The organism is Dawidia cretensis, from assembly GCF_018598175.1.
Taxonomy (GTDB): Bacteria; Bacteroidota; Bacteroidia; order Cytophagales; family Cyclobacteriaceae; genus Ohtaekwangia; species Ohtaekwangia cretensis.
The window spans coordinates 70,445-96,519 of the sequence record NZ_JAHESE010000025.1 but is presented as its reverse complement, the minus strand read 5'-3'; the positions used below and the strand labels follow the sequence as shown (position 1 = coordinate 96,519).

Sequence of the window (26,075 nt, the reverse complement as noted above, 5' to 3'; positions counted from 1 at the left end):
GTTCGGTTAATGTTAGTATCCATCATTTTGTCCCAGGTTCTTGTTGATCAGCCACTGTTGGCGCGGAATGGCCCACAGGTAGTCGCGGTTTTCGTTGAAGGTGTTGTTGCGGTATTCGTAATACTTCAGCGTGCCGGTGCTCAGATCGAATTTCGCTCCGCGACGGGGCGCATTCATGACGGTCTCGGCAATGCGCCAGCGGCGGATGTCATACACGCGGGTACCTTCCAACGCCAGCTCTACGCGACGCTCGTCGCGAATAATAGGGCGAAGAGCGTCTTTGCCGCCGCCAGGAAAATCGAGGGCGAGGGCCGTATTGTCAAAGCCGGCGCGTTCGCGCAGGAGCCGGATGGTTTTATCCCACACGGCGGCATCCATTTGGTCCAGCTCGTTCATCGCTTCGGCATACATTAGCAGCACATCGGCAAAGCGTAGCACGACGAAGTTGATGTTGCAATCCCACGACGTGCCGCCGGTCCATGCGGCCGGGTTGGGGTCATAAAACTTGCGGTAGAAATAACCTGTTTGGGTACCGTTTTCGCGGCCGATCTTATCGTTGGTGTCGTTGTCGACATCATTCGGATCGACGTTGACATTGAAGACGCTTCCGGGGTTGCCTCTTTGTTGGATAGCGCTGCCGTGGCGATAGATGGTCATGTCCAGGCGCGGATCGCGATCGGCGTAGGGGTCTTTGTTTTCATCCCATTTGCTACCGTCTTTCATGAGGTAGGTGTCCACCAGGTCTTGCGTTGGGCTGGCCTGGATATACTGCACACCGGTCAGGCTGAACGGAACGTAGGTGAAAATCTCATTCCAGGTACGCACTTCCGGTGCATATTGTATATCGAGGATGATCTCTGAATTATACTGGTTGGCGAAGTGGAAGATACCCTCGTAATTTTGAAAGAGTGTGTACGTGCCGTATTGCGTGCTGTTGATGAGCTTGTCGGTATATGTCTTGACACGCTCCCAGTCGTTGAAATTGAGGGCTACACGGGCATTAAAAGCCATCGCCGCGCCGGCGGTAATTCTACCCCGGTCGCCAGGGCCATAGCTGGTCGGCAGGATCTCGGCGATTTCTTCGAGCTCGCTGTGAATAAAGTCGACGATGGTAGCCTGCGGCGTCGGCGCGATGGTGGTGGCGATCTCCAGGGTGATGTCTTCCGTAAAGAAGGGGACATCACCATACCAGTTGGTGAGCTGGAAGAACAGGAATGCGCGAATGAAGCGGGCTTCCGCCTTCATGCGATTCCGGAGGGCTTCGTCCATGCCTTCCACCCGGTCGACATTGGCCAGGAACGTGTGCGTAGTTTTCAGGCCGCCGTACAGATCGCCCCAGTAATTGTCGAACATGGCCGTGGAGGTGTTTGCCTGTCCGTTGGCGGTGACGCGCACGTCGTCGTTGCCGTAGCTGTTATACAGGTTGTCGCTAAGCCGCTCGTCGCGGAAAATCCGCCCTGCGTCGTTCATTTGGCGATAGCCCATGTTAAGTAGGGACGAGGCCTTCTCGACGGACGTCCAGTAGGTGTCGTCGGTAAATTTATTCGTGGGCACCACGTCGAGCTCGACGCATCCGGCCAGCAACAAGATGCAGGCAGTCAGGCACCCTGACAGGTAATTGATGCTCGGTTTCATATTTTTGGTTCTCATGCGTTCGCTGTTAAAATTCAACCTCAATACCGCCGCCGTAATACAATAAGGTCGGGTAGTTACGCCCGCTGTTGGCACCGCCGGCGTTCATACTGCTACCGAATTCGGAGGATTCCGGATCGATAAAGCTGTTTTTGGAGAACGTCAGCAAGTTCTGGCCAGTAGCATACAGGCGTAGCTTGTTGATGCGCGCTTTTTGCGTTATGGCGCGGGGCACGGTATAGCCGATCTGGATATTCTTCAGACGCAGGTAGGCCGCGTTGTAGATATTCCGGTCCGACCCGTGGCCGTAGTTGTTGGAGTATGACGGTGACGCGCTGTTGACCAGACGAGGATACTCGGCGTCGGTGTTGCCGGGGCGCCAGTAGTCGAGCTGGTGCTCGAACATGACGTAGTAGTAGCTGCCGTGAAACGGCTCGATCATTTCGCCGCGCAACGCCATGTCGCGTTTGCCCACCCCTTGCCACATCATGCTGAAGTCGAATCCTCTCCAGGTCATGTTATAGGTAAAGCCGAAAGTATACCGGGGAAAGGCGTTGCCGAGAATAAACCGGTCGTTGTCGTCGATCACACCGTCTTTGTTGCGGTCGACATACTTGACATCGCCGGGTTGCACGTTGGCGCCCACCCAGACGGCGGAGTTCTCGATCTCGGCGGTGTTTTGAAACAAGCCGGCGGTTTTGTAACCATAGTAACTGTACAGCGGTACACCTTCGCGCACGATGCGCTCCACTTCGTCAGCTTTAGAAATGGCCTGGGGACCAAACTTCACAACTTCGTTGTACGAGTCGCCGAGGTTAGCGCTGATCACGTGCTTGAAGTCGCCGTGGTTGAGGCGATAGCTTACATTGAGCTCAAAACCGCGGTTTCGCATCTCACCTATATTCCTCTGGGCCTGGGCGCCGCCCAGCGTTTTCGGTACCGGAGGTGCCATTAATATATCGGAGGTATGTTTGTCGAAGTAATCGACGGAGAATGCCAGACTGTTGTTCAATACGGCCGCGTCGAAGCCCACGTTGAACGTGGCGGTTTTCTCCCACGTCAGCTGGTCGTTACCGAGAGTATAGCCGGTACCAGTCACGCCCTTTTTGTCAAATGCATACTGGTTGGTATAGATGTCGTAGGTGGTCATGAATTCATAATCATCGACAGTTTGAGCGCCGAGTACACCGTAAGTCGAACGGAGACGGAACTCATCAAGGATCGACTTGGCCGGTTCGAAGAAGGGTTCTTCGGAGACACGCCAGCCGGCGGAGACCGCCGGGAAGAATCCCCAACGGCGTTCGCTCAGGAAGCGTGATGAACCATCGTAGCGGCCGCTTACTTCTGCGTAATATTTGTCGCCGTAGGCGTAGTTCAGACGTCCCAGCCAGGAGTGGAGGCCCCGTTCGGCCGTACCGCTGGGCGTGTTGTAGCTGTCGGCCCCGATGATGGTATTGTCAGTGTTCTGATACAATTCGTCAACAAACGTCTTTTTTATTTCATTGCGTTCGCGCCGCCACGATTCGTTGGTGTAGCCGAAGAGACCTGTGATGGTGTGCTGCTCGTTGAACGTTCTCCTGTAATCCAACAGGAATTGGCTGTTGAGCGTCGTCATTTTGGCATTGTAATCTTCGATCTGGAAGTCTGTGGCACTGCCCGCGTTTGCAATATTGTTGCGGTTGATGAAGTCATACACCGGGTAATACCGCCTTCTGATGACGCGGTGCTCGGACTTGAGGTCATAGCCGAGTACGGCCCGGGCCTTCAGGCCTTTCCAGATATCGAGCTCGCCGGTCACGATTCCCTGAAACTGGTCGTTGTCGTTGGTCGTACTGCCGCCGTGGTATAGTGTGGCCAACATGTTACCACCGGTCGTGATATCGTTGTTATAATAATGCCCGTTTTCATCGGGATACAGGTTGTAGGTGTTATACGTAGGTACCCGCATAACGTCGGCCAGGAAAAGCCCGCCGCGGTCGGAGAAACCTGCCTGCCGATTGTAGGCGAGGACGGTCGTAACCTTTACCTTGCCGATTTCGTTGACAAAGTTGCCACGGATATTATACCGCTTCAGACCGTAGTCCGGTCCTTTGAAATTGCTCTTCTGATCGAAGTAACCAAAGGATAAATTATACGAGCCGGTCTTGGAACCACCCTGTACACCGATGTTATAATTCTGCTGCAAGGCGTTTTGCATAATCGCGTCCATGCCCCACTCGCTGTCACCTTTAGCAAAATTGGCGATCTGCTCGGGGGTATAGATGGGATCGAGGCCGGCGTTGACGTAGGAGTCATTGCGTAGCAGCGCATTCTGATACCCCTTGACGGGCTTGAGTAAAACTTTCGGATTTTGAGTTCCCACCGAGGCATTGAAGCTCACGACGGGCCGCATATCGATTTTTCCTTTTTTGGTCGTGATCAAGATCACGCCGTTGGCTGAACGTGAACCGTAAATGGCGGATGCGCCGGCATCTTTCAGCACGGAGATACTTTCCACATCATTGGGGTTGAGCAGGTTCATGCTGCCCACGTCTTCCATGATCATCCCATCGATTACCACCAGTGGTTCGTTGTTATTGAAACTGTTTATACCCCGGATGTTGATATTCATCGTATTATCATTGGGGTTCATGCTTCGTTGCTGGATGACAAGGGCGGGCGAAAGGCCTTGCAGCGCCTGGGTGATGTTGGCCACGGGACGGTTCTGGATGGCATCGGCCTTAACCTGGTCTACCGCGCCCACGAGGTCCTTACGCAACACCGTACCATACCCCACAACCACGACTTCGCCCAGCGCTTGTATATCGGGTTGTAGCGATATATTAATGATGGTTTTACCGCCCACGGCAATCTCTTGTTGGCTATACCCTACAAAAGAAAAGACCAGGACCGCATCGTCAGGCACACGAAGGCTATAGTTTCCGTCGGAGTCTGTGATGGTGCCGTTAGACGTGCCTTTTTCCACTACGTTTACACCAGGCAGTCCCTGTTCATCGTCGGCCGAAAGAACGCGGCCGCTGACGGTAACGTCCTCCGTCGGGCCAACGATGGCGGTGGCCTTCACAGGTACGGAGCGAACGTTGATGTTCTTCTTTACCTGCTTGAACTGGAGGCTGGTGCGCTCGGTGATCCACGATAACAGCTCAAACAGCGAGAGCTCTTTGTTGAGCGTGAACTTGCTGTCGGAAGCAAGTGCCTTTTTGTCGTAGAAGAACCTGAACTCTGTTTTTTGCTCGATGAGCTTAAAGAGCTGTTCGAGGGAGGCGTTTTGTACATCGATCTGAATGGAGACCTTTTTCAGATCCTGAGAGACTTCGTTGACCTGGGCTCCGCCTTCGTGGGCGAAGAGCAACGTCATCGGAATCGATTGTAGGATGATACTAAAAAAAAGGCCACGGGCCAGTCGGAAAAGCAAATTGCGTAAGCTTTTTTCCATAAGTTTGAGTTTGGGTAAATAGTTACTATTTATCGCAGTTCCGGTATACCTGTGATTGTCGAGATCGGCTGGTGTAACCGGAGCGAAGGAATGCGGAAGGTCACGTGCTGATCTTCCGTTTTTTTTTAGGGGCTTTGGTTTGTCTGTTGTTTCATGGGTTAGTTACATATTAGGACTACGTTACTATCTTTTATGTTATAGTTGATATCGTATACAAACTGGATACTGGCGAGCACTTCCGACAGGGGTTCGTTTTCGAAATGCCCGTTGACGTGCCAGTCCTTTGAAGGCGGATGTTGCACCGTGATCTCCACGCCATACCATTGCTCCAGGCGTTGGATGGTGGCCGCAAAGTCGGTATCACTAAATACCAGCACACCGTCTTTCCAACCGGTTATATCGGCTATTTCAAAGGTTGCTTTCTCAAAGGTGTGATCCGTCTGACGGTATACCAGGCGTTCGCCGGGGGCGAGCACGTGTTCTTGTTTTTCGCGTGACGGATGCTCCGGGGCGACCCGCACTTTTCCTGTAACCAGTGATACCGCGGTGGCGCTGTCGGATTCAAACGACCGCACATTAAAGGAGGTACCAAGCACCCGCGTTTGAATGTCTGCAGTCTTGACCACAAAGGGTTTTTCCGGATTTTTAACGACTTCGAAGAACGCCTCGCCGGTTAGCGCGACGCTTCTCAGTGTATCGGAAAATGCTTCGGGGAAGGTTAATGTGCTGCCGGCGTTGAGGAAGGCGACGCTTCCGTCCGGCAGGTCGATGCGGAGGCGCTGTCCTTTTCGGGTTTGCACTTTTTTGAAGACTATCTCGGTTTTGAATGCGGTTGCAACATAGCGGTACAGGTATATGCTGCTGGAGAGAATCAACAGGAAGGACGCCGCGATTTTTATCCACCGCGTATAGGTATGCCGCCGGAAGCTGACGATTTTGCCAGCGCGGGCGGAGGCCTTGTCGGAGATGATATCGCTCAGCAGCTGGTCCACTTCCTGGGGTATGAGGTGATCTTCTTTAAATTTGAGCTGTAGCACCAGCTCGCGGGCCTTGTTTAGCGCCGGGAGCTTGTCGGGGTTGGATTTTATCCAGTTTTGCCAATAAAAGTCTCTATCTCCGGAAGGGTTTAATACCCAATCCTTGAAGTCCTTATTAGACAACAGTGTGACGACAACATCTTCTTCCGGATCGTTTACAGACATTTTCTGACTATTTATCCCTATAAGGGTGCAAACGTTGGAATGATACCGAGAAAGTTGATTTTTTTTTAAAGTGGACCAAAATCGGGGCGGGAAGCGGCTTTTGGGCCGGCAGCCTGGGGTGATGTGTGGCGGCTTTTCAGGGCTGGGTTAGCGAAGGAATGACAGGAGGCCGGGGGCGACCAGGCAGGATAGGATGATGAGCATGTCTTTAATATTAGACAGGGAGCGGTAGATCAGCCGGCGAGCGGAGGCGATGTGGGTGAAATTCAGGATTTTGGCTATGTCTTGGTAGCTGAGTCCCTCATAGAAGTAATAGAAGATGGCCTCGCGTTCTTTTTCTGTCAGGGCTGCGATGGCGTTGTTGAGCCGCATGAGCTGTTGCTCGTGGAGCTGGCGGTCGATAAACTTTACTTCGTCGGAGACCTCAATCTGCAGCTGGAAGATGTCGGCCAGCTGATTTTTCTTTTGCTCGGTTTCCTGTGCTTTTATGTAGTCTACGACGCGCCGGCGGAAGGCCTTGAATAAGTAAAATTTGATGGACGTGGTGTCGCCGAGGGTCTCGCGGTTTTTGCGGAGGTAGATAAAAAAGTCTTGCAGGCAGTCTTTTACCAGCTCGCGGTCACCGCAAAACCTGGTTCCATAATTATAGAGCTTGTTGACGTAGGTTTTGTAGATGTCCACAAAGGCGGCTTCGTCGCCTTGCCGAAAGGCGCTCCAAAGCTCCAGGTCACTGGCCTTGTCAGCCGTACGCTCTGTCTCTTCCTTCTTCGCAGACAGAAAGATGCTCACTTCTCTATGGTACGAATGGTTTTCCATCGTTTGTTATGATGAAATTATTTCTTTTTGGGGAAAAATCAAAATGGTTAGGTTTTCGGCGCGGGCGGTGGGAAGCGCGTGGATTTTCTTTTTGGGATAATATTTAAACCGACGCAAGTCTGTGCGCCCCGGGGCAAGATGATCGGCACGTTAGGGGATACATTCGTTTTCGCGACCACGGCGATAGGATTCGCGAACGCTGTGACGGGCGCTACGTGCATGACCGGCGACGACACAACGTTATGTCTATGTGAAGTATGAGCAACATCTGCTAGAGAGGATGGTCATTGTCAGGCTGCCACGGAGGTCTTCGCTAACGAAATCACAATCATTGCCACTCGTGCGTCTTAACACGCCTTTAAAAAGAATCGATCAATCGTAATGATTGCTTAATAAAATTGAGCGGAGGTCATCCGATGATTTTGTCAATTTTGCCGCCTCTGAAAGGTTCCAATGAGCGTGGTCAGCTCCCTAACATTCACAGCGCTTAAAATTTTATGTACATGAGTAGAATATTTACAAACAAATTGTTACACGCGATCGCGTGTCTGCTGTTGGTCGTGTTTTGTTACGCGCACCTGCATGCTGCGGGCGAGACAGGCTCCCCCGCTTTTCTTCAACAACGAAAAGAAGTAAGCGGTAAAATTACCGACACCGAGACGGGTGAGCCTATACCCGGCGCGACTGTCCAGATAAAGGGGACATCGCTCGGCGCGATCACGGATGCTGCCGGGGTGTTTTCGCTGAGTGTGCCGGATGATGCCACGACCCTTGTCGTTTCTTTCCTGGGCTATAAAACGGTTGAGCAAACGATCGGCACCAGCACGATGTTACAAATAGCGCTGGAGAGCGACACACAAGCGCTGGACGAATTTGTGGTGGTAGGCTATCAAACGATGCGCAAGAGCGATGTTACGGGTGCCATTGCCAGCGTGAAAGCCGGTGAGCTCAATCGTACATCGCCAACCCTGGGGCAGGCGCTGGTGGGAAAAGTTGCCGGCGTGCAAATCTCACAGGTAACGGGAGCTCCCTACAAAAGCACGAAGATCCGCGTGCGGGGTACAAGCTCGATCAACGCGAGCTCCGATCCCCTGTACGTAATCGATGGCTATCCGCAGAACGGCGATCCTTTCATTAACATGGAAGACGTCGAATCCATCGAGGTATTGAAGGATGCGGCTTCGGCTGCCATCTATGGATCGCGGGCATCCGGCGGTGTGATCCTGATCACCACGAAGCGGGGTAAGGAAGAGAAGCCGACCATCACGTATGATTATCAGTTCGGTGTCAATCAGCTTGCCCGCAAGGTGGATGTTTTGAACGCCCGGCAATTCTACGATCTCTTTGTCGACGCGCACAACAAAACCTATAAAGACCTGGTGACCTCACAAGGCAAGGTGTGGAACGACGACATGGTGCGTGACGATAACGCCACGCGGACGGCCTATACCAACAACACCAACGCCAACACGATCAGAATTCCCGAGTATATGTATGACTTCGGCTCGGGTACGATCAAAGATCCGGAGTATGATACCGACTGGCAGGATGAGCTTTACCGGAATGCGATCAACAGCCGCCATAATTTGTCGGTTGTCGGTGGACGCAACGGTGTGCGTTACGCGGTTTCGGGTGGATACCAGGACCAGGAAGGGATCATTGTCAATACCGGTTTGAAGAAATACAACCTGCGCTCCAACCTGGATATCGATATTTCGAAGCGCATGACGGTGGGCGCGAGCCTGGCGTATACGGATACGGAATCGAACGAGGTGACAGAGGGACGTTTCCAGCAAAGCCCGGTCATGGCGGCGTTGATCTATCTTCCCTTTTTGCCGGCGTACAATGAGGACGGAACACCGGCGCAGTATGGCATGTCGTCGCAATCTGCGGACTATGCTTTTCAAAACGACATCGAGAACCCTGTAGCGTATATGGAGAAGGTACGGAACTTCCGTAAAACCACGCGTGCTACGTACAACGTCTACGGGCAATATAAAATCATCGAGCCGTTGGTCGCAAGACTGTCGTTCGGTACCTATAACTATACTGAGAACTGGGAGTATTACCGCCCCACGAGCATTACCTCCAGTACTTTTGCTCCGTATTCGCCCCAGGCCATTGCCGCGGCCAATGCGCGCAACACGCGATCGGACGAGCGAGACTACTTGACGGAGTTTACTCTGAATTATAACAAGAAGTTCGACAAGCTCGGCGTGAGTGGTGTGCTGGGTGCTTCTGCGCAATCACACTATACGGATGTGATCGATGTTACAGCCAATGGATTTACGGACGACAAAGTGCCTTACGTTACCGGCGGTGGTGCAGATCCGAGCAACTTTACGCGGAACAGTGGAACCGGGATTACGGAGTATACGATGGCATCGGCTTTCGGCCGTGTGAACCTGAATTACCTCGATCGTTATCATTTGACCGCGACATTCCGCGGTGATGGCAGCTCGCTGTTTGGTCCGGAAAACCGCTGGGCTTATTTCCCTTCTGTTTCCGGCGGCTGGACTGTTTCGGATGAATCCTTCTACAAGAATTTGGCGGGTGAGCAAAGCTCTTTAAAAATTCGCGCCAGCTGGGGATTGAGCGGTAACAATGGTATCGGCGCCTACAATTTTCAGCAGACGATGAGCAAAGGTGGCGTGGTGATCGGGAATAACGTTGTCACAGCGATGTACCCCGGTCCTTTCCGCGATAACGAGCTGGGGTGGGAATCTACTTCGCAGACAAATCTTGGTGTGGATGTGGGCTTGTTCGGCGGGCGCCTGTCGGTCATCGCCAACTACTACGACAGCTATACGTACAACCTGCTGTTCTCGAAGCCGATCACGGCAGTGTCGGGTACTACGTCCATGCTCACGAATTTGCCGGACTCGAAGATCAACAATCGGGGCATCGACCTTCAGCTCGATGGGCTGATTGCTTCGTCGACTGATTATGAGATTCGCGCGGGTGGAAATTTCTCGCTGAACCGCAACAAGGTGCTTGACCTGGGTGGCGCTTCGACGATTATCACTAACGGTGCAGAGCGCTCATATATGACACACATTACGGAGGAAGGACAACCCATCGGTATGTTCTATGGTTTTCAGGTGGCCGGCATGGTGATGACGCAGGAGGAGGCCGATGCTATGAACAATGGCACGGGGCATGCGCCGTCGTCGTCGCAGAGCACCAAGGTGCAACCGGGTGATTTGTACTTTGTCGATGTGAAGCCCGACGGGATCATCAACGACAACGACAAGACGATCATTGGCAGCCCGCACCCTAAGTTTATTTATGGTTTCAATTTGTCGGGACGGTACAAACGCTTTGATATTTCGGCGTCGGCAAATGGTACGTATGGCAATAAGGTGCTGGACGGACAAAATTATTACAACCTGAATATGGAAGGTTCGGGTAACCAGTATGCTATTGTGGACGAGCGTTTCCGTACGCCGGCGAATCCCGGCGGCGGAGAGGTGTATCGCGCTTCGCGCGGGGGTACACAAAGTAACAGCACGCGCTTGTCCAGCTTTTATCTCAATGATGGTTCATTCCTGCGGATTACCAACGTGACGATTGGCTATACGTGGAACACGGCGGCGTTGACATCGAATACGATCTCGAACGTACGGTTCTATGTATCGTCGGACAACCTGCACACATTCCAGAAATACAGAGGCTACAATCCTGAAGTGGACTATGCCAACGGCGGCAACCTGACGCCCGGCGTGGATTACGGCAAGTATCCGCTGATGAGATCGTATAACGCAGGAATCAGAGTTCAATTCTAAACAGACTTTTTACCATGAAAAATATAAGTTTTCTATTCGTGATCGTTGCGCTGGTGCTGGCATCGTGCAGTGATTATCTGGATGTACCGAACCCGAATGCGGTACCCAGCGATCGTTATTTCTCTTCGGAGATCGACGTGGACAAGGCTGTGGCGGGGATCTACAATGCCATTCGGAGTAACAACTGCCTGGGCGAAAGCAGCGACTTATTTAACGAGGAGCGTTCGGATAATGCCGGGCGCCTTGACAACCAGTCGAGCGCAGGGGAACCTTTTCAGTTTACCAATTTTTCGTTGCTGCCGGGCAATACCAATTTGAAGTCACACTGGAGCGCGCTGTATGTGACGGTGTCGCGTGCCAATTATGTGTTGTCGTATATCGATGATCCTTCTATTAAATTTGCGGATGAGGAGACGCGTAAGATCTATAAATCAGAGGTGCTTTTCTTGCGTGCGCTCACGTATTTTCACCTGGTGCGCAAGTGGGGTGACGTGCCGATGGTGACGGAGAACCTGACGTCGTATGATGCTATTGTGGAGCATACCTACCGGGTGCCGCAGGCGGAAGTATATGCGCAGATTGTTACTGATCTGAAAGCGGCGTTGGATTCCGAGATCCCGAACCTTCAGGTGGCCGCAGGAAAGGGACGTACGTGTAAGGCAGCGATCAATGGTCTGCTTGGCCAGGTGTACCTGACGCTGGGTGAGCTCTTTGCCGAGGGCAGCCAGGAGAATCTCACGAACGCCAGGACGTACCTGGAGACGGCGTATGGGATGCGCAGCTTTGGTCAACTGCCTGATGTTCCGTATGCGGATGTGTTCGATGTGACGAAGAAGAACAGCTGTCCGGAAATTATTTTCCAGATTGTTTACAAGCAAGGTGATCTGAACTACTCGTCAGGTTTGGCCGCGCGCAATCAATCCATCGGTGAGAACATCAACTCATTGAAGCCGGGCACTGGTCAGGGAACCTATGTTAACCCCGACCTGGTGAATGACTATGAGGCAAACGATCTGCGGAAGGATTTTTCGGTGAAGTGGGCTGACAATGCGAAAGCAAAGGCCTGGTTTATTACCAAGTATCGCGATGCCAGCAGCACTGCGGGTGTCAACGCTTATGGGGGCAACGATTTTATCCTGATGCGTTTTGCCGATATCGTCCTGATGCTTGCCGAAGTGAACGAGCGTCTTGGAAACACCGCGGAGGCTATTGATTACCTGGATCAGGCGCGCACGCGGGCTGGGTTGCCGTTATATGCCGTGGCCAATGCAGATCCGGTGTATCACGCAAAATACCCGACGTTGCAGTTGGCGATCCTGCATGAGCGACGGGTAGAGCTGGCGTTTGAAAATCATCGCCTGTTTGATCTTCTCCGTACGTTTGGCGCGGAACCTCAGGCGTTTGTCGACTATATCAAGGGTAAGAATCAGGCGGATTATGGGATCTCAGACCTGAACAACGTGTCTGCCAAAGATGTTTATTTTCCGATACCGTTCGATGAATACAAGCTCGATCCTGAGAAAATGTATCAGAACGATGGATATAATTAACATGCCATGAAGAGAGTACATGCAATTATTGTTTTGATGCTGATTGCCGGATGTGCGGCAGCGCAGGGGTATGATAAAAATTACCGCAGGCTGTCTTCGGGCGACCTGACGGTGGATAAGAATTTTTATTTACTCACCGTGATCGACAAGACACCGGATGTAAAAGCCGTTCTGGCGGGAAACGTTGCCTTGAAATCTTTTCTACAGGCAAAGGTTGGAATACTGAAAGCACACGTTACGGATACGTGCTCGTATCCTGCCAGCCTGATGCCTGACTTTTTCTGGAAGAACGATACAGCGTCGCTCGCCCGGGAATTAAACAGTGTTTACGCGGCCAATAAAAGGGCGTTTGACAAAATGATCGATGCGCATTTACGGCCGTCGGGTTATTACCAGCGCTTTGCGGGTATGGCAAACGGTGTATTGCTGGGCAAGGCGTGGAATCAGTGTTTTTATGGTATGGATTATATCATTAACCAGTATGGCCTGGGCAAACGCATGCGCTACCCGCATATCGACTCCGTTAGTTATGTGGTGACCTCACGTATGTACCGCACGACGTTGAAAGATATGATGTCGTCTCTGGCGGAGGTGAGTGAAGGCTTCGATGTATTTTACAAGCCATCGCTTGCGGTGGCCATGCAGCTGATGCAGGCGAACGACCGGGATGAGCCGGCGCGTCTGGAACCTTTGGAAGAAGGTATTAACAAGGCGGCCTTCGATCAAATTAAAAAAACCGATTGGAAGAAATACCGGTATGCCGCCATTGTGTTGCCGGGCGCGGGGCCGACGCTGACAACGACGCCGGTGAGTCCGAATGGAAAAATTCATTGCGATATGGCCGCGCGCCGGTACCTGGCAGGGGATGCGCCGTTCATTATTCCTTCCGGTGGGTATTGTTACCCGTTTCAGGGACCGTATAACGAGGCCGTGGAAATGAAGAAGTACCTGATGGAGAAGTATAACATTCCTGCATCGGCCATTATTGTCGAGCCGCAGGCGCGGCACACGACGACCAACATTCGCAATGCGGTGCGGTTGATGGTCCGGTATGGAATGCCGGTCACGGGCCCATCGTTGTTTGTAACATCGATGTCACAAACCAAATATTCCGCCGCCGATAGTTTTGATGCGCGGAACATCCGGGAGCTGGGATATACGCCGTACACACGGAAAAAGCAGCTGACGAATCACGTCATCGAGTTTTACCCCGTCATGGAGTGTTTGCATATGGATCCCCTGGATCCGCTGGACCCGTAGCATAAGCGTGTTGCCCATACATTTGCCCACCCTGCGTCATGGCCTATGACGCAGGGTGGGCTTTCTTTTTCCGGGCGCTACATCGTGAAGTTTGCAGCGTCGTAACCTCTGAGGCTGGTTTTCCGTTAAAGTCAGATTCACGAACCCCCAAATGTTATGATGCAAGAGTATATTGAGATCCGCGGCGCACGCGAAAACAACCTGAAAGACATTTCTCTCCGCGTACCGAAACGGAAGATCACGATCTTCACCGGTGTTTCGGGTTCCGGCAAGTCGTCGATCGTCTTCGACACGATTGCCACGGAGGCGCAACGGCAACTGTACGAGAACTTCACGATGTTTGTGCGCAACTTCCTGCCGCGGTATGCACCCCCGCAAGCCGATGCCATCGAAAATCTGAGTATGCCCGTTGTCGTGGACCAAAAGCGCCTGGGTGGTGGGTCACACTCTACGGTAGGGACGATCACGGATATCGCCCCGGTGTTGCGGTTGCTCTATTCCCGCGTAGGCCAGCCGTATGCGGGCAACTCCAATGCGTTTTCCTTTAACGATCCGCAGGGCATGTGCCCGGAATGCCATGGGCTGGGGAAAAAAATGGGTGTGCTGGCGGACTCGTTCGTAGACCTGGACAAGTCCTTAAACGAAGGCGCGGTACAGGTGCCGGTGTTTGCGACCTGGGAGAATGCGATGTATCAGGGTTCGGGGCTCTTTGATAACGACAAGAAGCTGCGCGATTTCTCGCCCGAAGAGATGGACCTGCTGCTGCACAGCAAACCGCGCAAGGTGAAGATGCAGTTTGGTGGTGGCGAGATGAATATTACCTTCCAGGGCGTGATCGAGAAATTTACGAAGGCCTTTATCAAGCGCGACCTGAAGACGATGTCGGAGCGAACACAAAAGCGTGTCGAGCCCTACATCGGCCTGCAGCGGTGCCCGTTGTGTAAAGGCGCGCGGTTGAGTCAGGCGGCGTTGCACTGCAAGATTGGCGGTAAGAATATTGCGGAGCTTTCCGCGCTGGAAATTACCGAGTTGATCAATATTCTCGAAGCGATCGATGCGCCCGTCGCAGGCCCCATGCTGGTGACCCTGAAAGAAAGACTGCAACACCTGGTGGACATCGGACTGGATTACCTGAGCCTCGACCGTGAGACGAGCAGTTTGTCGGGCGGAGAGTCGCAACGTATTAAAATGGTGAAGCACCTGAGCAGCAGCCTGGTGGATGTGATGTATATCTTTGACGAGCCGAGCGTGGGGCTGCACCCGCGCGATGTGCACCGGTTGAATGATTTGTTGAAGAAGTTGCGGGACAAGGGCAATACGGTAATCGTCGTCGAGCACGACCCGGATGTGATTAAAGTCGCCGACCACATTGTGGATGTAGGGCCGCACGCCGGTAATCGTGGCGGCACCATTATGTTTGAAGGGACGTTTGACGCGCTGTTGACGTCGGGCACACTGACGGGACGGCACATGCGGCAGGCGTCGCCGATCAAGAGTACATTTCGCCGGGCGACGGGGTCGTTGGCCGTTCAGCACGCCCGCGTCAACAATCTCCACGACGTGAGCGTCCAGATCCCCACCGGTATCCTGACCGTGGTGACGGGTGTCGCGGGTTCTGGCAAAAGCTCGTTGATTCACCATGTCTTTTTAAAGCAGCATGCCGACGCCGTGGTCATTGACCAATCAGCCGTGGGTACGTCGACGCGCTCCAACCCCGCGACCTATACGGGTATTATGGATGATGTGCGGAAGGTTTTTGCCGCGAAGAACGGTGTAAGCGCTTCGCTCTTTAGTTTCAACTCCGCAGGAGCGTGTGAAAATTGTCAGGGCGCCGGTGTGCTCTATACCGACCTGGCGTTCCTGGACGGCGTGAAGGTTCCCTGTGATGTTTGCGAAGGGAAGCGGTTTAAAGAGGAGGTGCTGCAGTATACCTTCGACGGCAGGTCGATTGCCGATGTACTGGATATGACGATGACGGAAGCCAGTGAGTTCTTTCAGCAAAAGGAGATCCAGAAGAAACTGCAGGCCTTGCGCGACGTAGGATTGGATTACCTGACACTGGGGCAGCCGCTCAGCACATTGTCGGGCGGGGAGTGCCAGCGCATCAAGCTGGCCAGCGAGCTGCACAAGAAAGGCAGTATCTATGTGCTGGATGAGCCCACCACGGGTTTACACATGTCGGACATCGATCATCTGCTGAGCATCATGAACCGCCTGGTAGACGCTGGCAACACCGTGATTGTGATCGAGCACAACGTAAGCGTAATGCGCCACGCAGACTGGATCATAGACATGGGCCCCGATGGCGGGCACAAGGGCGGACGAGTTGTGTTTGAGGGAACGCCGGAGGAGTTGCTACACGCGGAAGGGTCGATTACGAGTGGATATATAGGAGAGTGATGAAAGAGTGTGAGTGTGAGAGCGAACAGAACACCTGTATCCGCTCTCGCGCGCACACGCACGCTGTTTTTTTTGGCTACTCTTCGTATGTAAAAGTCGCTTCCGCGGAAACATACGACGCCTGCACCCCGACCGTCACTTTATACGTCCCCGGCCACAGCTGCGGTACCAAGACCGTTATTTGCGTATCCGTGATCGACGTTACAAGGCCTGATCGTGAATTGAGGCCTGTAGCAAAATCAGCAAAACTGACACTGGTATTTCCGCCCTTATTGCCGGTATAGTTTGTATCGATAAAGTTTGTTCCCGTGATGGTCATGGTAGCGTATCGGGATCCCGAGGCTGGTGTAAACGACGTAACGGATGGCACGATGACCTCAAAGGACTCTGGCGCCGTGGCGGTCATGCCTGCGACTGTAACAGACACGGGATACTTTCCCGCCGCGAGCCTGTCGGGCACGCTGACGAGCAGCTCATTATGTCCGGGCCTGGCAACGGAACCCCGCTCGATGACCTTGCTGCCAAAGGCCACCTGCTCGAACCGGTAAGAGTCTCTGAAACCCTTACCAATGAGCTTCACCAACTGCCCGGAGTATCCGCGGATAAGCGAAAGCGACTCGACGACAGGAGCTTTCAGTATAAAATTGTTGGCCGAGCTCAGAAGCTCTTCACCCGGTATACTGATTCGAATCTGTACCGAAGACGCTTCTATATCATCCGGCACAATGACCTTCGCCGACGTCTTGTCGACGCTCACCACCGTGGCATCGACGCCTCCAAAGCTGACGGCCAACCGGTCGGGATCAGTACCCAGGTTTTCACCCGTCAGGGTAATCTCATCGCCGATAAAAGCTGTCGCCGGCAAGAAGCCTGAGAATACGGGAGGCCCCGTGACTTCCACCAGGTCGGTTGCCGTGGTGGTCAACCCGGCGACCGTTACGCTAACAGCATATTTACCCGGCGTCGCATCGGCGGGAACATATAGGTGAAGCTCGGTATTGCCGGGGTCGACTGATTCACCTTTCAACATAGTGTTCCCAAACTTTACCTGCTCAAACCTTTGGGAGTTTCTAAACCCATTGCCTTTGATGACGACTTCCTGTCCGGGAAGTACCGACGTCGGCGAGATAGATTCTATCACCGGCGCTTTCAGGGTAAAGGCTTTACCAGATTTTAAAGATGCCAGGCTTATCCGGAGCTCTAACCCGACGGAAGCTGTCTCTATATCATCGGGCACAATCACCCTGGCGAACGTTCCGTCCACCGTCACGACGTTAGCAATAATATCGCCGAAGGTAACGATGAGTGCATGCGGGTTCGTGCCCAGGTTCCTGCCATGGATCGTGATCTCATCGCCGATGAAAGCCGTCTCCGGCGAAAAGTCCAAAAAAGCAACATCATCAGGATTGGTGGAGAGGTCGTCGTTGTCCCCACCACACGCAACAAGAAGTGACAGACACACGGTAGCCTGAACAAACAGGAGTTGTACTTTTTTCATTAACACAGCTTTAATAATTTGAGATTAGACTATACTTATTTCTGATACATTTAAAATTTGGCCAATAGCTCCAGGAGAGCCTCACTATATTTTATGATACTAATAATTGCGTTGCGAAGGTAGCTACCATACCAGAATATCCAAGGGAGGAACTATAATTAATTAGTATACAGGGGTATACTTTGGTTCAGGCACTACCCGGTGAAGTCCTGATGGGCCGTGTGTACGTGCGATCGATGTAAAGCATTCGGAATGGCTACAACGTCAGTCGATTCGACTAACATGCGTGACAATTTCTGGCGGAGATTTGTGGTATAAAAATCAACGCATATGAGAATTGTTATTACGGGCTCGCTGGGTAATATCAGCAAGCCGCTTACCCAAACAATCGTTGCCAACCGGCACCAGGTGATCGTGATCAGCAGTAAGGCTGATAAGCAGGCAGCTATTGAATCACTGGGCGCCGTGGCCGCGATTGGATCGTTGGAGGATGTTTCCTTTTTGACAGAGACGTTCAAAGGCGCCGATGTAGTATATTGTATGACGCCGCCTAATTATTATTATGATCAGTCGCTGGAGCCCATTTCGTATACCCGGCAGTTGGGTGAATGTTACGCACAGGCTATTGTTGCTTCGGGCGTGCAGCGTGTGATTCACCTGAGCAGCTTTGGCGCGGACCTGGACGCCGGGACGGGATTTATTTTAGGGGCGCACGCGGTGGAGGAGGTCTTCAATGCGTTGCCGGCGGAGATAAACATTACCACCCTGCGGCCTACGTCATTTCATTATAACCTGTTGAGCTTTATCGGGCAGATCAAAGCGACGGGAAAGATCGTCTCCAATTACGGGGCGGAGGATGTGGTGGCCATTGTTTCGCCGCTGGATATTGCAGATGCGATTGCGGACGAAATAGAACATCCCACCCCGGGTCGGAAGATACGGTATGTAGCCAGCGAGGAGCTGACGGCGAATGAGATCGCGCGTATCCTGGGCAATGCCATCGGCAAACCTGGGCTGCGATGGGAGGTGATCTCCAACGAAGAAATGTTGGCACGCGCACTACAGGCGGGTTTTAATCCGCATACGGCCCGGCTGTACGTGGACTTGTATGACAGCCTTCACACGGGCAAGCTGGCGGAGGATTATAACAAGCATAAGCCCGTTTTTGGCAAGGTAAAGCTGACTGATTTTGCGAAGGAGTTTGCAGCAGTCTATCATCAAAGCTGATACCTTTGTCGTATGAGTCAAAGTCAGCCGCAGCACATCCGCTCCATCAGCGAATATCATCGCCTGATGCAGCTCGGTAAGCCGGAACATCCGCTCATTAGCGTGGTTCGGTTTGAGGACGTCCGTCATCCTGACACGAGCGACGCGCTTACGATGGTATTGAACCACTACTCGATTGCGTTGAAGCGGAACTTTGGCGGGAAGATGAAATACGGTCAGCAGGTGTATGACTTCGACGAGGGGATCATGACGTTTATGGCGCCGGGGCAAGTGCTTCGCATCGAGTGGGAGCCAGACAAGGAAGTTGAACATACGGGATGGATGTTGCTGATTCATCCCGATTTTCTCTGGAATACGCCGTTGGCAAAGTCTATTAAACAGTACGCCTTCTTTGATTACTCGGTGCACGAGGCACTCTTCCTGTCGGAGAAGGAAGAGGCGATTGTGATCGGAGTTATGCAAGGCATTATACATGAGTACCGCGCGAACATGGATCAGTTTAGCCAGGCAATTGTCATTTCGCAGCTGGAAGTGTTGTTGAACTACGCGGATCGTTTTTATAATCGTCAGTTTCTTACGCGAAAGGTCAGCAATCATACGTTGCTGGCGCGTATGGAGGATCTGCTGGCGGCGTATTTGGCAAGTGATGCGCTGACGGAAAAAGGTGTACCGACGGTGACGTATCTGGCGAGTGAGCTGAATGTGTCGCCGGGGTATTTGGGGAGTATGTTACGGATGCTCACGGGGAAGAATACACAGCAGCATATTCACGATAGGCTGATCGATAGGGCAAAGGAGAAGCTGTCGACGACGGATCTTACAGTGAGTGAGATTGCCTATCAATTAGGCTTTTCACATCCGCAGTCGTTTAGTAAATTGTTTAAGGCGAAGACGAATCTTTCACCATTGGAGTTTAGACAGTCGTTTTAAGCAAGGGCCCGCGCCAGTCTTAGACTGGCATATCGGCCGGCACGGCCGTGTTGGACAAAGATGGTGGGCGGAACCAGGGATCCGGAGACCCGCGATTTGTCCCATGGATTCCGTGAATTTTATTTCGCCGGATGACGGGATTTCTTTTCTTTACGGCCAGACTTTCGTCAATTTTGATGCTATGAAAAAGCGGAGTGGGATTCCGACCTTTAATCTTCGGGGGCGGGGGAAGGAGATGTTTGAGATCGCGAAGGTCTCTGATCCGCTGCTTTTGCAAAACAACAAGCCGCACCGGGATGAGAATTATATCCTGATTTTTCAAGAGCGTGGCGTGAGTCGGGTGATGATTGATTTTCGGGAAGTGGAGGCGAAGGGGTGCGCTGCTTTGTGTATTCTGCCCGGACAGGTGCATCATGGTGTGTATGTAAAAAATGCCGTGTTCTGGTTTATCGCGGTGGATGCTGATTGGATCCATCATTCGTTCCGTTCGGTGTTGATGGAAAGTGCTGTTCGAAACAGACCTATTGCTGTTGAGCCTTCGCAGGTCTCTTTTTTTCAGGAGAGCTTTGGGTTGCTGCAACGGTTGGACGCTCGTTGGCAACAAGACCCTCGTTTAGAGCCTACGTTGCGCTCGATGCTGGACGTTTGTCTCAATTTATTTTCGTCCGCGATTCAACAGAACCTGGACCTGCAAGCACGTCACCATTCGCGTCCGGCGCTGATCACCGAGCAATTCCGGAAATTGGTCCTGGCCAATTTTCGGGTGATGAAAAGTCCGGCGCAGTATGCGTCGTCGTTGCATATTTCACCCGCCTATTTGAACGAAGTAGTGAAGGAGACCACCGGATATCCTGTTAGTCATTGGATCCATCATGAAATTATCTTGGAGGCTAAGCGCACGCTTTTCTATACAACGCAATCGGTAAAGGAGATCGCTTTCAAGCTTGGGTATGCTGACCCGGGCTATTTTAATCGTTTGTTTCGGAAGATGACCGGGCAGACACCGCTGCAGTTCCGGCAAAAAATCAAGTTACCGTGATTTGTCCTATCATTGCCATGGATCGGTCATTGTTGCCGGGTGGCGGTTGCCCGTCCTTTGCGTTGTGTAGTATTAATCGCAGCGACAGAGTATGGCGAATGGCATTAAGAAGGCAGTATTCAATCTGATAGAGAAGGCCCTCATCGATGAAGGGGAGGTCCTGGAAGTCAGGCACTGGGAACCGGCGGCCATGGTGGAGCTGGTCGTCTATCTTCCCACAGTCGATATGACTAAATGGAAGTCTATCCCCCGGATAAAGTGCAAGGTAGGCGAGTTTGAATACCGCGATTACAGCCCTGCAACCTGGAATGCCGGGAAGCATCAATGTACCGTACTGATTGAGACGGGGCACAAAGGGTTTGGTAGCGCGTGGGCCCAGCAACTGCGGGTAGGCGACACGATACAGTTTTCGCCTGCGAGCACGGCATCGTTACCTTCGTCGGATGGCCATGTGCTGGGGCTGGGGGATGGGAGTGCACTGGGGCACTTTATGACGTTGAAGCAAATGATTTCCCCCGGGCGCCAGCCATTGGATGCCTTTGTCTATCTAAACGAAGTATACACGCTGCCCGCGTCGCTGGTGGCGGAGCACGGCGGTTTTAATTTTATGATGAGAAAAGACGCCGATGCGGCGGAGCTGTTGCTGAAGGCTATTCAAGGGAAAGATTTGACCCGCTATAGCGCGGTGTATGTCGCGGGGCACATTCCCATGGTGCAGACAGTGCGGAAGGCTTTGAAGGCTGTTCCGGGATTTCGTGCGAAGGTATTTGCGAACGGGTTTTGGTCCTGACGGCCTACTATGGTCATGCTGTTGGGCGAGGCCTTATCGGGCCGACTTCATGGCCTTGACTTTTTTGACCTTTGTGTCTTTTGTCAGTTTCTCGTACTCCGGAGTTTCCATGCCATAGAGGGCGATCTTGCCTTCGCTGTTGCTGTGGACCCCGAAGCCATACGTTTTTGTGAGTGGAGAGGCGCGAAGACAGGCCTGTCCTTTTGAGAAGAATTGCTCCCGGGCTATTTTGTGCTCATCTTTGGGAATGTCGTTCCGCTCCGCGTATACCCGGAAGAGTACGTCGTCCGAGGTATATTTGTACGGGCTTCTGGCGACTAAAGCATACTGCATTTCGGCCACGGTTTTAGCGTCGCCTTTCGACGGTGGTTTTGTGCCACTGCTGGCCTTTGTATCTTCGGCTACCTCGATAAACGTATCGAAATAATTGGTGGTATGGGTTTTCATATTTTTTGCAACTGTATTACAAGATAGTGAGCGGTGGTTTTAATGCAAAATCACTACTGTCGGTATCTATTGACCGACGTCAGGTTTCGTTGTTTTTCAGGCTGATACGCGGCCCAGCGAGCGAAGTGTCTTGATCGTTATGATTCGATCGATCTTGAACGTGCGCTCAGCTTTTCGGAGGTGACAATAGGCTCGGATGTGGGCGTCTTCATAGCCGTTGTCCTGGTAGTCGTTGCAAATTTCCACACGGCTGATGGTGCGTTTGCTGATCTCGTCCCTGGTTTTACGGTATTCGATGGTGATAGGGTTGCCGCGGGAGATAGCCTCCAGCAGCGCCTTTTTAACAGCAGGTGATTGTTTCTGAAATTTTGTACGGGTGATCTTTCCCCCGGTATAAAAGTCAATGACGCGCGGGTCGACAATGATGTCGCGTTTGTCTACCGGATTGACCAGCGTAATCCCCTGTAACGTTGTACACCGACTGAGCGCGACATACATCTGCCCGTGCGCAAACGCGCCAGTGCCGGTATCGATGGTGATCTTGCTAAATGTTTTCCCCTGGCTTTTGTGGATGGTCATGGCAAACGCCAGCTGCAAGGGGTATTGAACGAACGCTGCGACTACCCTGGGCTCGATGGCACCGGTATCTCTGTCCAGTTCGTATTGGATTTCCGACCATTGCTCGGGCGCTACTTTATATTCTTTGTCGTCGATTATTACCGCGATACCGCGACGGCCTACTTTACTGATTTTTCCGATGCTACCGTTGGCCCAGCGTTTCTGCGGATCATTTTTGACCATCATGATTTGAGCGCCTTTTTTAAGCTCGAGTATATAGGGTGCCGGAAATTTATTGTTTAGCTTATGGTGGCTCAAGTCCTGAAGCTTTTCGTATTCGCCCAGTAAGGTGCCTTCAAATTGGAAGGGCGCCGAATCGATCTCATCCAGCTTCTTTTTATTGAAGCCATTCGCGGCTTTGCGGGTTGTTGTCAGGTATAGGGCGTGCTTGTGGGCTGCCGTTGGCTTCTTGCAGCGCGATTGGAGGAGCTTCAAGTCTGTGTCGCGCACGCGGTTGACGCGGATGTTGTCCAGCAGGGCTTTGAATTTTATCTGCTGCGGTGACTGACGCACCACTGTCGTAAGCTCACGGACCGGGAGATTAAAATTCTGGAATACCGGCGCGTGAAAGAAGTATTCTCCGCCATAGCGGGTATAGATCACTTCCTCGTCTTTATCGTGCAGCACTGGTGGGAGCTGAAATAAGTCGCCCACAAAAACCATTTGTTCCCCCGAAGGGAGTATGGGGCTTTCGGCAGTTTTTGCGCAAGGCGATATCGATTCCGTCCATCAGGTCAGCACGGACCATGGAGACCTCGTCGATGATAATCATTTCCAGTGTTCGAAATAAGTCTGCTCTTTTGTGGTCTATCTTAATGGTGGCCGGATGAATGATTTCCGGTTCAAAGCGAAAAAAGGAATGTATCGTTTGACCGCCGATATTTAGCGCCGCCGTGCCCGTGGGGGCGAGTACAACGTGCTTTTTTGAGGTGGTACGGATGAAATATTTCAGCAGCGTGGATTTGCCCGTGCCGGCGCGGCCCGTAATATAGAGGTTGTCCGAGCTGTTGTTGAGCGTATGCAGAATTTGCAGAAACTCCTGGTTTAATGCACGTGACATGGATGGCGCAATCGGTTATATAGACGCTGTTTAATACGGTAAGATTGGCATAAGTAATCCCCCAAAGAGGCTGTGTTTCAGGTCTATTTTGACACTTTTAGGGTATGCGGTGGTTAACTAAATCTTCTTATCTTTATAGACGGGAGCCCATCGTGCGTCAATATACCTGACGTATGGTGGGTTTTTATATTTAATCTCTGCACATGAAGAAACTAACCGTTTTTTATTTACTCGTTGTGTTGCTGACGGTGGCGTTGCCGGCCGCGAGCCAGCGCCGCCGATCGGCCACCCTGAACAATGCCAGTGTTTCTGCACAAGTCCTTCCCCGGCAGCAGGAACCCCAGTTGCAACGCGTGTCGCCTGCCGTACGGGAGTATATACGTCCAACGGAAAAGGTCGAAGTCCTACAAGCGGATGGGTCGAAGGAGCTGCTGCGCCGCGATGAGATTAAAGTAGAGGACGGACGTCAGACGATTCAGTATAGTAGTGCTCTTGGCAAGCTGGATGAAAAAGAAACCCGGATGGTAGTCGGTAAAATGGAAGACTCGCTGGCGTCGAAGATTGATGTGTCGCAGTTGAAAATTATTCCGGAGCTGCATTTTGAAAAATCTTCCAGCGACGGCACCAGCAGGACGTATCGCATTGCGTTTGCTTCGAATGTGCCGCTGGAGTTTAATGCCGAGAAGGACGTGTTTACGGGAGCCATTAGCTTTTTATTGGTAGACGAGTCGGGAGACGCCGCGGCGTTGGATAAACCGATCCCGCTGCAGATTACGTCCAACACGATTCGTACTATTACTCCCAAGAGCCTTGAGCTTTCTCACCTTTTCCTGCCGTTATCCGACGTGGAGCTCATGGAGCGCGACGTTCAGGATTCGGCGTTGGTAAAGCTCGTGACCAATTTCAACCCGAACGGCTATGACGTGTTTGTACCCGTCAAGCCCGCGTTACAACTATCCATCGAGCGAAAATCGATGCAAGGCCTGGGGATACAGGAAGTACCCGTGACCATCCGATATATCGGCTCAAACTCCGGCAAGTCGAGAAAGGTAATTTTGCAGGCGGAGCGCGGAACGATTACGCCTTCAGCCATTGAGGTAAAATATAATGAGCCGGTGACGGTGATGTTGCGCTCGGAGGGAATCGGCGATGTGACCATTTCGGTCGAGGATAATACGCAGCGTAGCGAGATAACTGTAGCCTATACGTTTCCCTGGGTATTCCTGGTGGCAGCGTTGGGAGGTGGTCTGTTTGGCGCCTTGCTAACGTTTTTAAAAGGTGGTAAGAAATTCAGTCTTAAGCCTTTCCTGTATGCAGCGTTGATTGGGTTGTTGTGTGCCGCGGCGTATTACGTGTTGGGTTTGAACCTTCTTGACTTGAAGGTGAGCGAAGCGTTTAACGAAGTCGCTGTTGGGACGTTTTCGGCGCTCGGGGCATTCTTTGGAGTTAACCGGAAGAAGGCGGCTAATTGATTTTTTAATAAGAAGGCACTGTCTTACAGATATTTAAGCATTGCCTCTGACTTACTGGCAAGGTAGTGGGAAATAGTCAACTCGTTCAGATCTTCGCTCTGGGATTCGGTGCCCATGACGGTTTCTGCGGCAACATGTGGGGAAACTGGTAGATCTAATTGGTGAGGTAAAAGCCAAGAATCCAACGTAAAGTTCGTCATCGCCGGCGTAATGGTGTCACCAAACTCGTAGCCGTTTATACATCAAGCTTTCAAAAGATCGATCCGGAATTGACCAGGGAAATAACACCTCATTGATACTTTCCTGCTACAGGACGTAGCGGGTGATGAGAAGTTAAATATCGCCGATGGCATTCATCCTAACCCGGCCGGGCATAAGATTGTCACGGAGAATGTGTTGAAGGTCGTGGGGACACTGGTACGTTAGTCGCCATATCCACGAAGACAAGAAGTGGACTAAAGCTAGTTTTGCAGATTTTCTTTAAGTCGATAAGCCTTCGCTGCTTCTTGCAACTCTTCGTCCAGGGAGTCGTCATAACTGAAGTTGTACAATCGCCATTCCTTTGAGGGATTATAAAACATCATGGTAAACCTGAGTGGCTGCCGATCATATCGCACCAGAAATGTATACACTAAAAGATGCTCACCAACAGTCTTTTTTGTGATTAAGTCATGGCCTTCATACTTACCGATTAGCTTTATGGTACCATTAAGCTTGAATTTTACATTTTCAATCTGGTCTTTCGACTCATTCATCCACCTGTTGGTCGAGAAAATGTAATCAATCGCATCGTTTGCTCCCTTCGTCTGATATATACTAAAGAACTGATCCACAAATTTCTGAGGCACATCTTGCGCGCTCATATTAAGCGACCACAACATCAAAGCAACAATAAACACTTGTTTCATATTTT

18 protein-coding genes are annotated in these 26,075 nt (G+C 51.9%); 9 read left to right on the top strand and 9 right to left on the bottom strand.

Translation table 11 applies throughout. The annotated features are described in order from the left end of the window. Nucleotides 1-12: 12 nt before the first annotated feature. From KK062_RS20975 to KK062_RS20960, 4 genes are all read right to left on the bottom strand, one after another. Nucleotides 13-1,650 (bottom strand): RagB/SusD family nutrient uptake outer membrane protein, encoded by a 1,638-nt coding sequence (locus tag KK062_RS20975; protein WP_254086309.1) that lies wholly within the window; start codon nt 1,648-1,650, stop codon nt 13-15. Between the two features lie 10 nt (nt 1,651-1,660). Next, nucleotides 1,661-5,068, bottom strand: coding sequence for a SusC/RagA family TonB-linked outer membrane protein (locus KK062_RS20970; RefSeq protein ID WP_254086308.1), 3,408 nt, complete (start codon nt 5,066-5,068; stop codon nt 1,661-1,663). Between the two features lie 158 nt (nt 5,069-5,226). After that, a complete protein-coding gene (locus KK062_RS20965) occupies nt 5,227-6,270 on the bottom strand; it encodes a FecR family protein (protein ID WP_254086307.1) in 1,044 nt (347 codons plus the stop codon). A 147-nt stretch (nt 6,271-6,417) separates the two neighbouring features. Beyond that, nucleotides 6,418-7,086 (bottom strand): RNA polymerase sigma factor, encoded by a 669-nt coding sequence (locus KK062_RS20960; RefSeq protein ID WP_254086306.1) that lies wholly within the window; start codon nt 7,084-7,086, stop codon nt 6,418-6,420. 503 nt (nt 7,087-7,589) lie between these two features. Here KK062_RS20960 and KK062_RS20955 point away from each other — a divergent pair. From KK062_RS20955 to KK062_RS20940, 4 genes are all read left to right on the top strand, one after another. Beyond that, on the top strand, nt 7,590-10,871 hold the full coding sequence (locus KK062_RS20955; protein ID WP_254086305.1) for a SusC/RagA family TonB-linked outer membrane protein: 3,282 nt from the start codon (nt 7,590-7,592) through the stop codon (nt 10,869-10,871). 14 nt (nt 10,872-10,885) lie between these two features. Beyond that, a complete protein-coding gene (locus KK062_RS20950; RefSeq protein WP_254086304.1) occupies nt 10,886-12,421 on the top strand; it encodes a RagB/SusD family nutrient uptake outer membrane protein in 1,536 nt (511 codons plus the stop codon). 6 nt (nt 12,422-12,427) lie between these two features. Continuing rightward, nucleotides 12,428-13,681: a YdcF family protein gene (locus KK062_RS20945; protein ID WP_254086303.1), complete on the top strand. Its 1,254-nt coding sequence runs from the start codon at nt 12,428-12,430 to the stop codon at nt 13,679-13,681. Nucleotides 13,682-13,837: 156 nt separating this feature from the next. Then, complete coding sequence (locus KK062_RS20940) at nt 13,838-16,081, top strand: ATP-binding cassette domain-containing protein (protein WP_254086302.1); 2,244 nt, start codon at nt 13,838-13,840, stop codon at nt 16,079-16,081. Between the two features lie 76 nt (nt 16,082-16,157). Here KK062_RS20940 and KK062_RS20935 read toward each other — a convergent pair whose 3' ends face one another. Continuing rightward, the gene (locus KK062_RS20935; RefSeq protein WP_254086301.1) at nt 16,158-17,579 is read right to left on the bottom strand and encodes an IPT/TIG domain-containing protein; all 1,422 of its coding nucleotides are present in this window, start codon (nt 17,577-17,579) and stop codon (nt 16,158-16,160) included. A gap of 330 nt (nt 17,580-17,909) precedes the next feature. Between KK062_RS20935 and KK062_RS20930 the strand changes: the two genes are divergently transcribed. From KK062_RS20930 to KK062_RS20915, 4 genes are all read left to right on the top strand, one after another. Beyond that, nucleotides 17,910-18,806, top strand: coding sequence for an NmrA family NAD(P)-binding protein (locus tag KK062_RS20930; RefSeq protein WP_254086300.1), 897 nt, complete (start codon nt 17,910-17,912; stop codon nt 18,804-18,806). Between the two features lie 12 nt (nt 18,807-18,818). Next, nucleotides 18,819-19,736 carry a helix-turn-helix domain-containing protein gene (locus KK062_RS20925; RefSeq protein ID WP_254086299.1) on the top strand — a complete coding sequence of 306 codons (918 nt, stop codon included), beginning with the start codon at nt 18,819-18,821 and terminating at the stop codon, nt 19,734-19,736. A gap of 181 nt (nt 19,737-19,917) precedes the next feature. Then, nucleotides 19,918-20,775 carry a helix-turn-helix domain-containing protein gene (locus KK062_RS20920; RefSeq protein WP_254086298.1) on the top strand — a complete coding sequence of 286 codons (858 nt, stop codon included), beginning with the start codon at nt 19,918-19,920 and terminating at the stop codon, nt 20,773-20,775. 91 nt (nt 20,776-20,866) lie between these two features. Then, the gene (locus KK062_RS20915) at nt 20,867-21,565 is read left to right on the top strand and encodes an SIP domain-containing protein (protein ID WP_254086297.1); all 699 of its coding nucleotides are present in this window, start codon (nt 20,867-20,869) and stop codon (nt 21,563-21,565) included. Nucleotides 21,566-21,598: 33 nt separating this feature from the next. Here KK062_RS20915 and KK062_RS20910 read toward each other — a convergent pair whose 3' ends face one another. The 3 genes from KK062_RS20910 to KK062_RS20900 form a co-directional block, all read right to left on the bottom strand. After that, on the bottom strand, nt 21,599-22,012 hold the full coding sequence (locus tag KK062_RS20910) for a DUF6157 family protein (protein ID WP_254086296.1): 414 nt from the start codon (nt 22,010-22,012) through the stop codon (nt 21,599-21,601). A 96-nt stretch (nt 22,013-22,108) separates the two neighbouring features. Beyond that, on the bottom strand, nt 22,109-23,284 hold the full coding sequence (locus KK062_RS30960) for a WYL domain-containing protein (protein WP_254086295.1): 1,176 nt from the start codon (nt 23,282-23,284) through the stop codon (nt 22,109-22,111). Further along, nucleotides 23,244-23,690 (bottom strand): AAA family ATPase, encoded by a 447-nt coding sequence (locus KK062_RS20900; protein ID WP_254086294.1) that lies wholly within the window; start codon nt 23,688-23,690, stop codon nt 23,244-23,246. Before KK062_RS20900 ends, KK062_RS30960 begins: the two co-directional genes overlap by 41 nt. A gap of 203 nt (nt 23,691-23,893) precedes the next feature. On the opposite strand from KK062_RS20900, the gene KK062_RS20895 reads away from it, so the two are divergent. Then, entirely contained in the window at nt 23,894-25,162 is a 1,269-nt protein-coding gene (locus KK062_RS20895; RefSeq protein WP_254086293.1) for a hypothetical protein, read from the top strand. 461 nt (nt 25,163-25,623) lie between these two features. On the opposite strand, the gene KK062_RS20890 is transcribed toward KK062_RS20895, so the two are convergent. After that, the gene (locus KK062_RS20890) at nt 25,624-26,070 is read right to left on the bottom strand and encodes a hypothetical protein (protein ID WP_254086292.1); all 447 of its coding nucleotides are present in this window, start codon (nt 26,068-26,070) and stop codon (nt 25,624-25,626) included. Between the last annotated feature and the right edge of the window lie 5 nt (nt 26,071-26,075).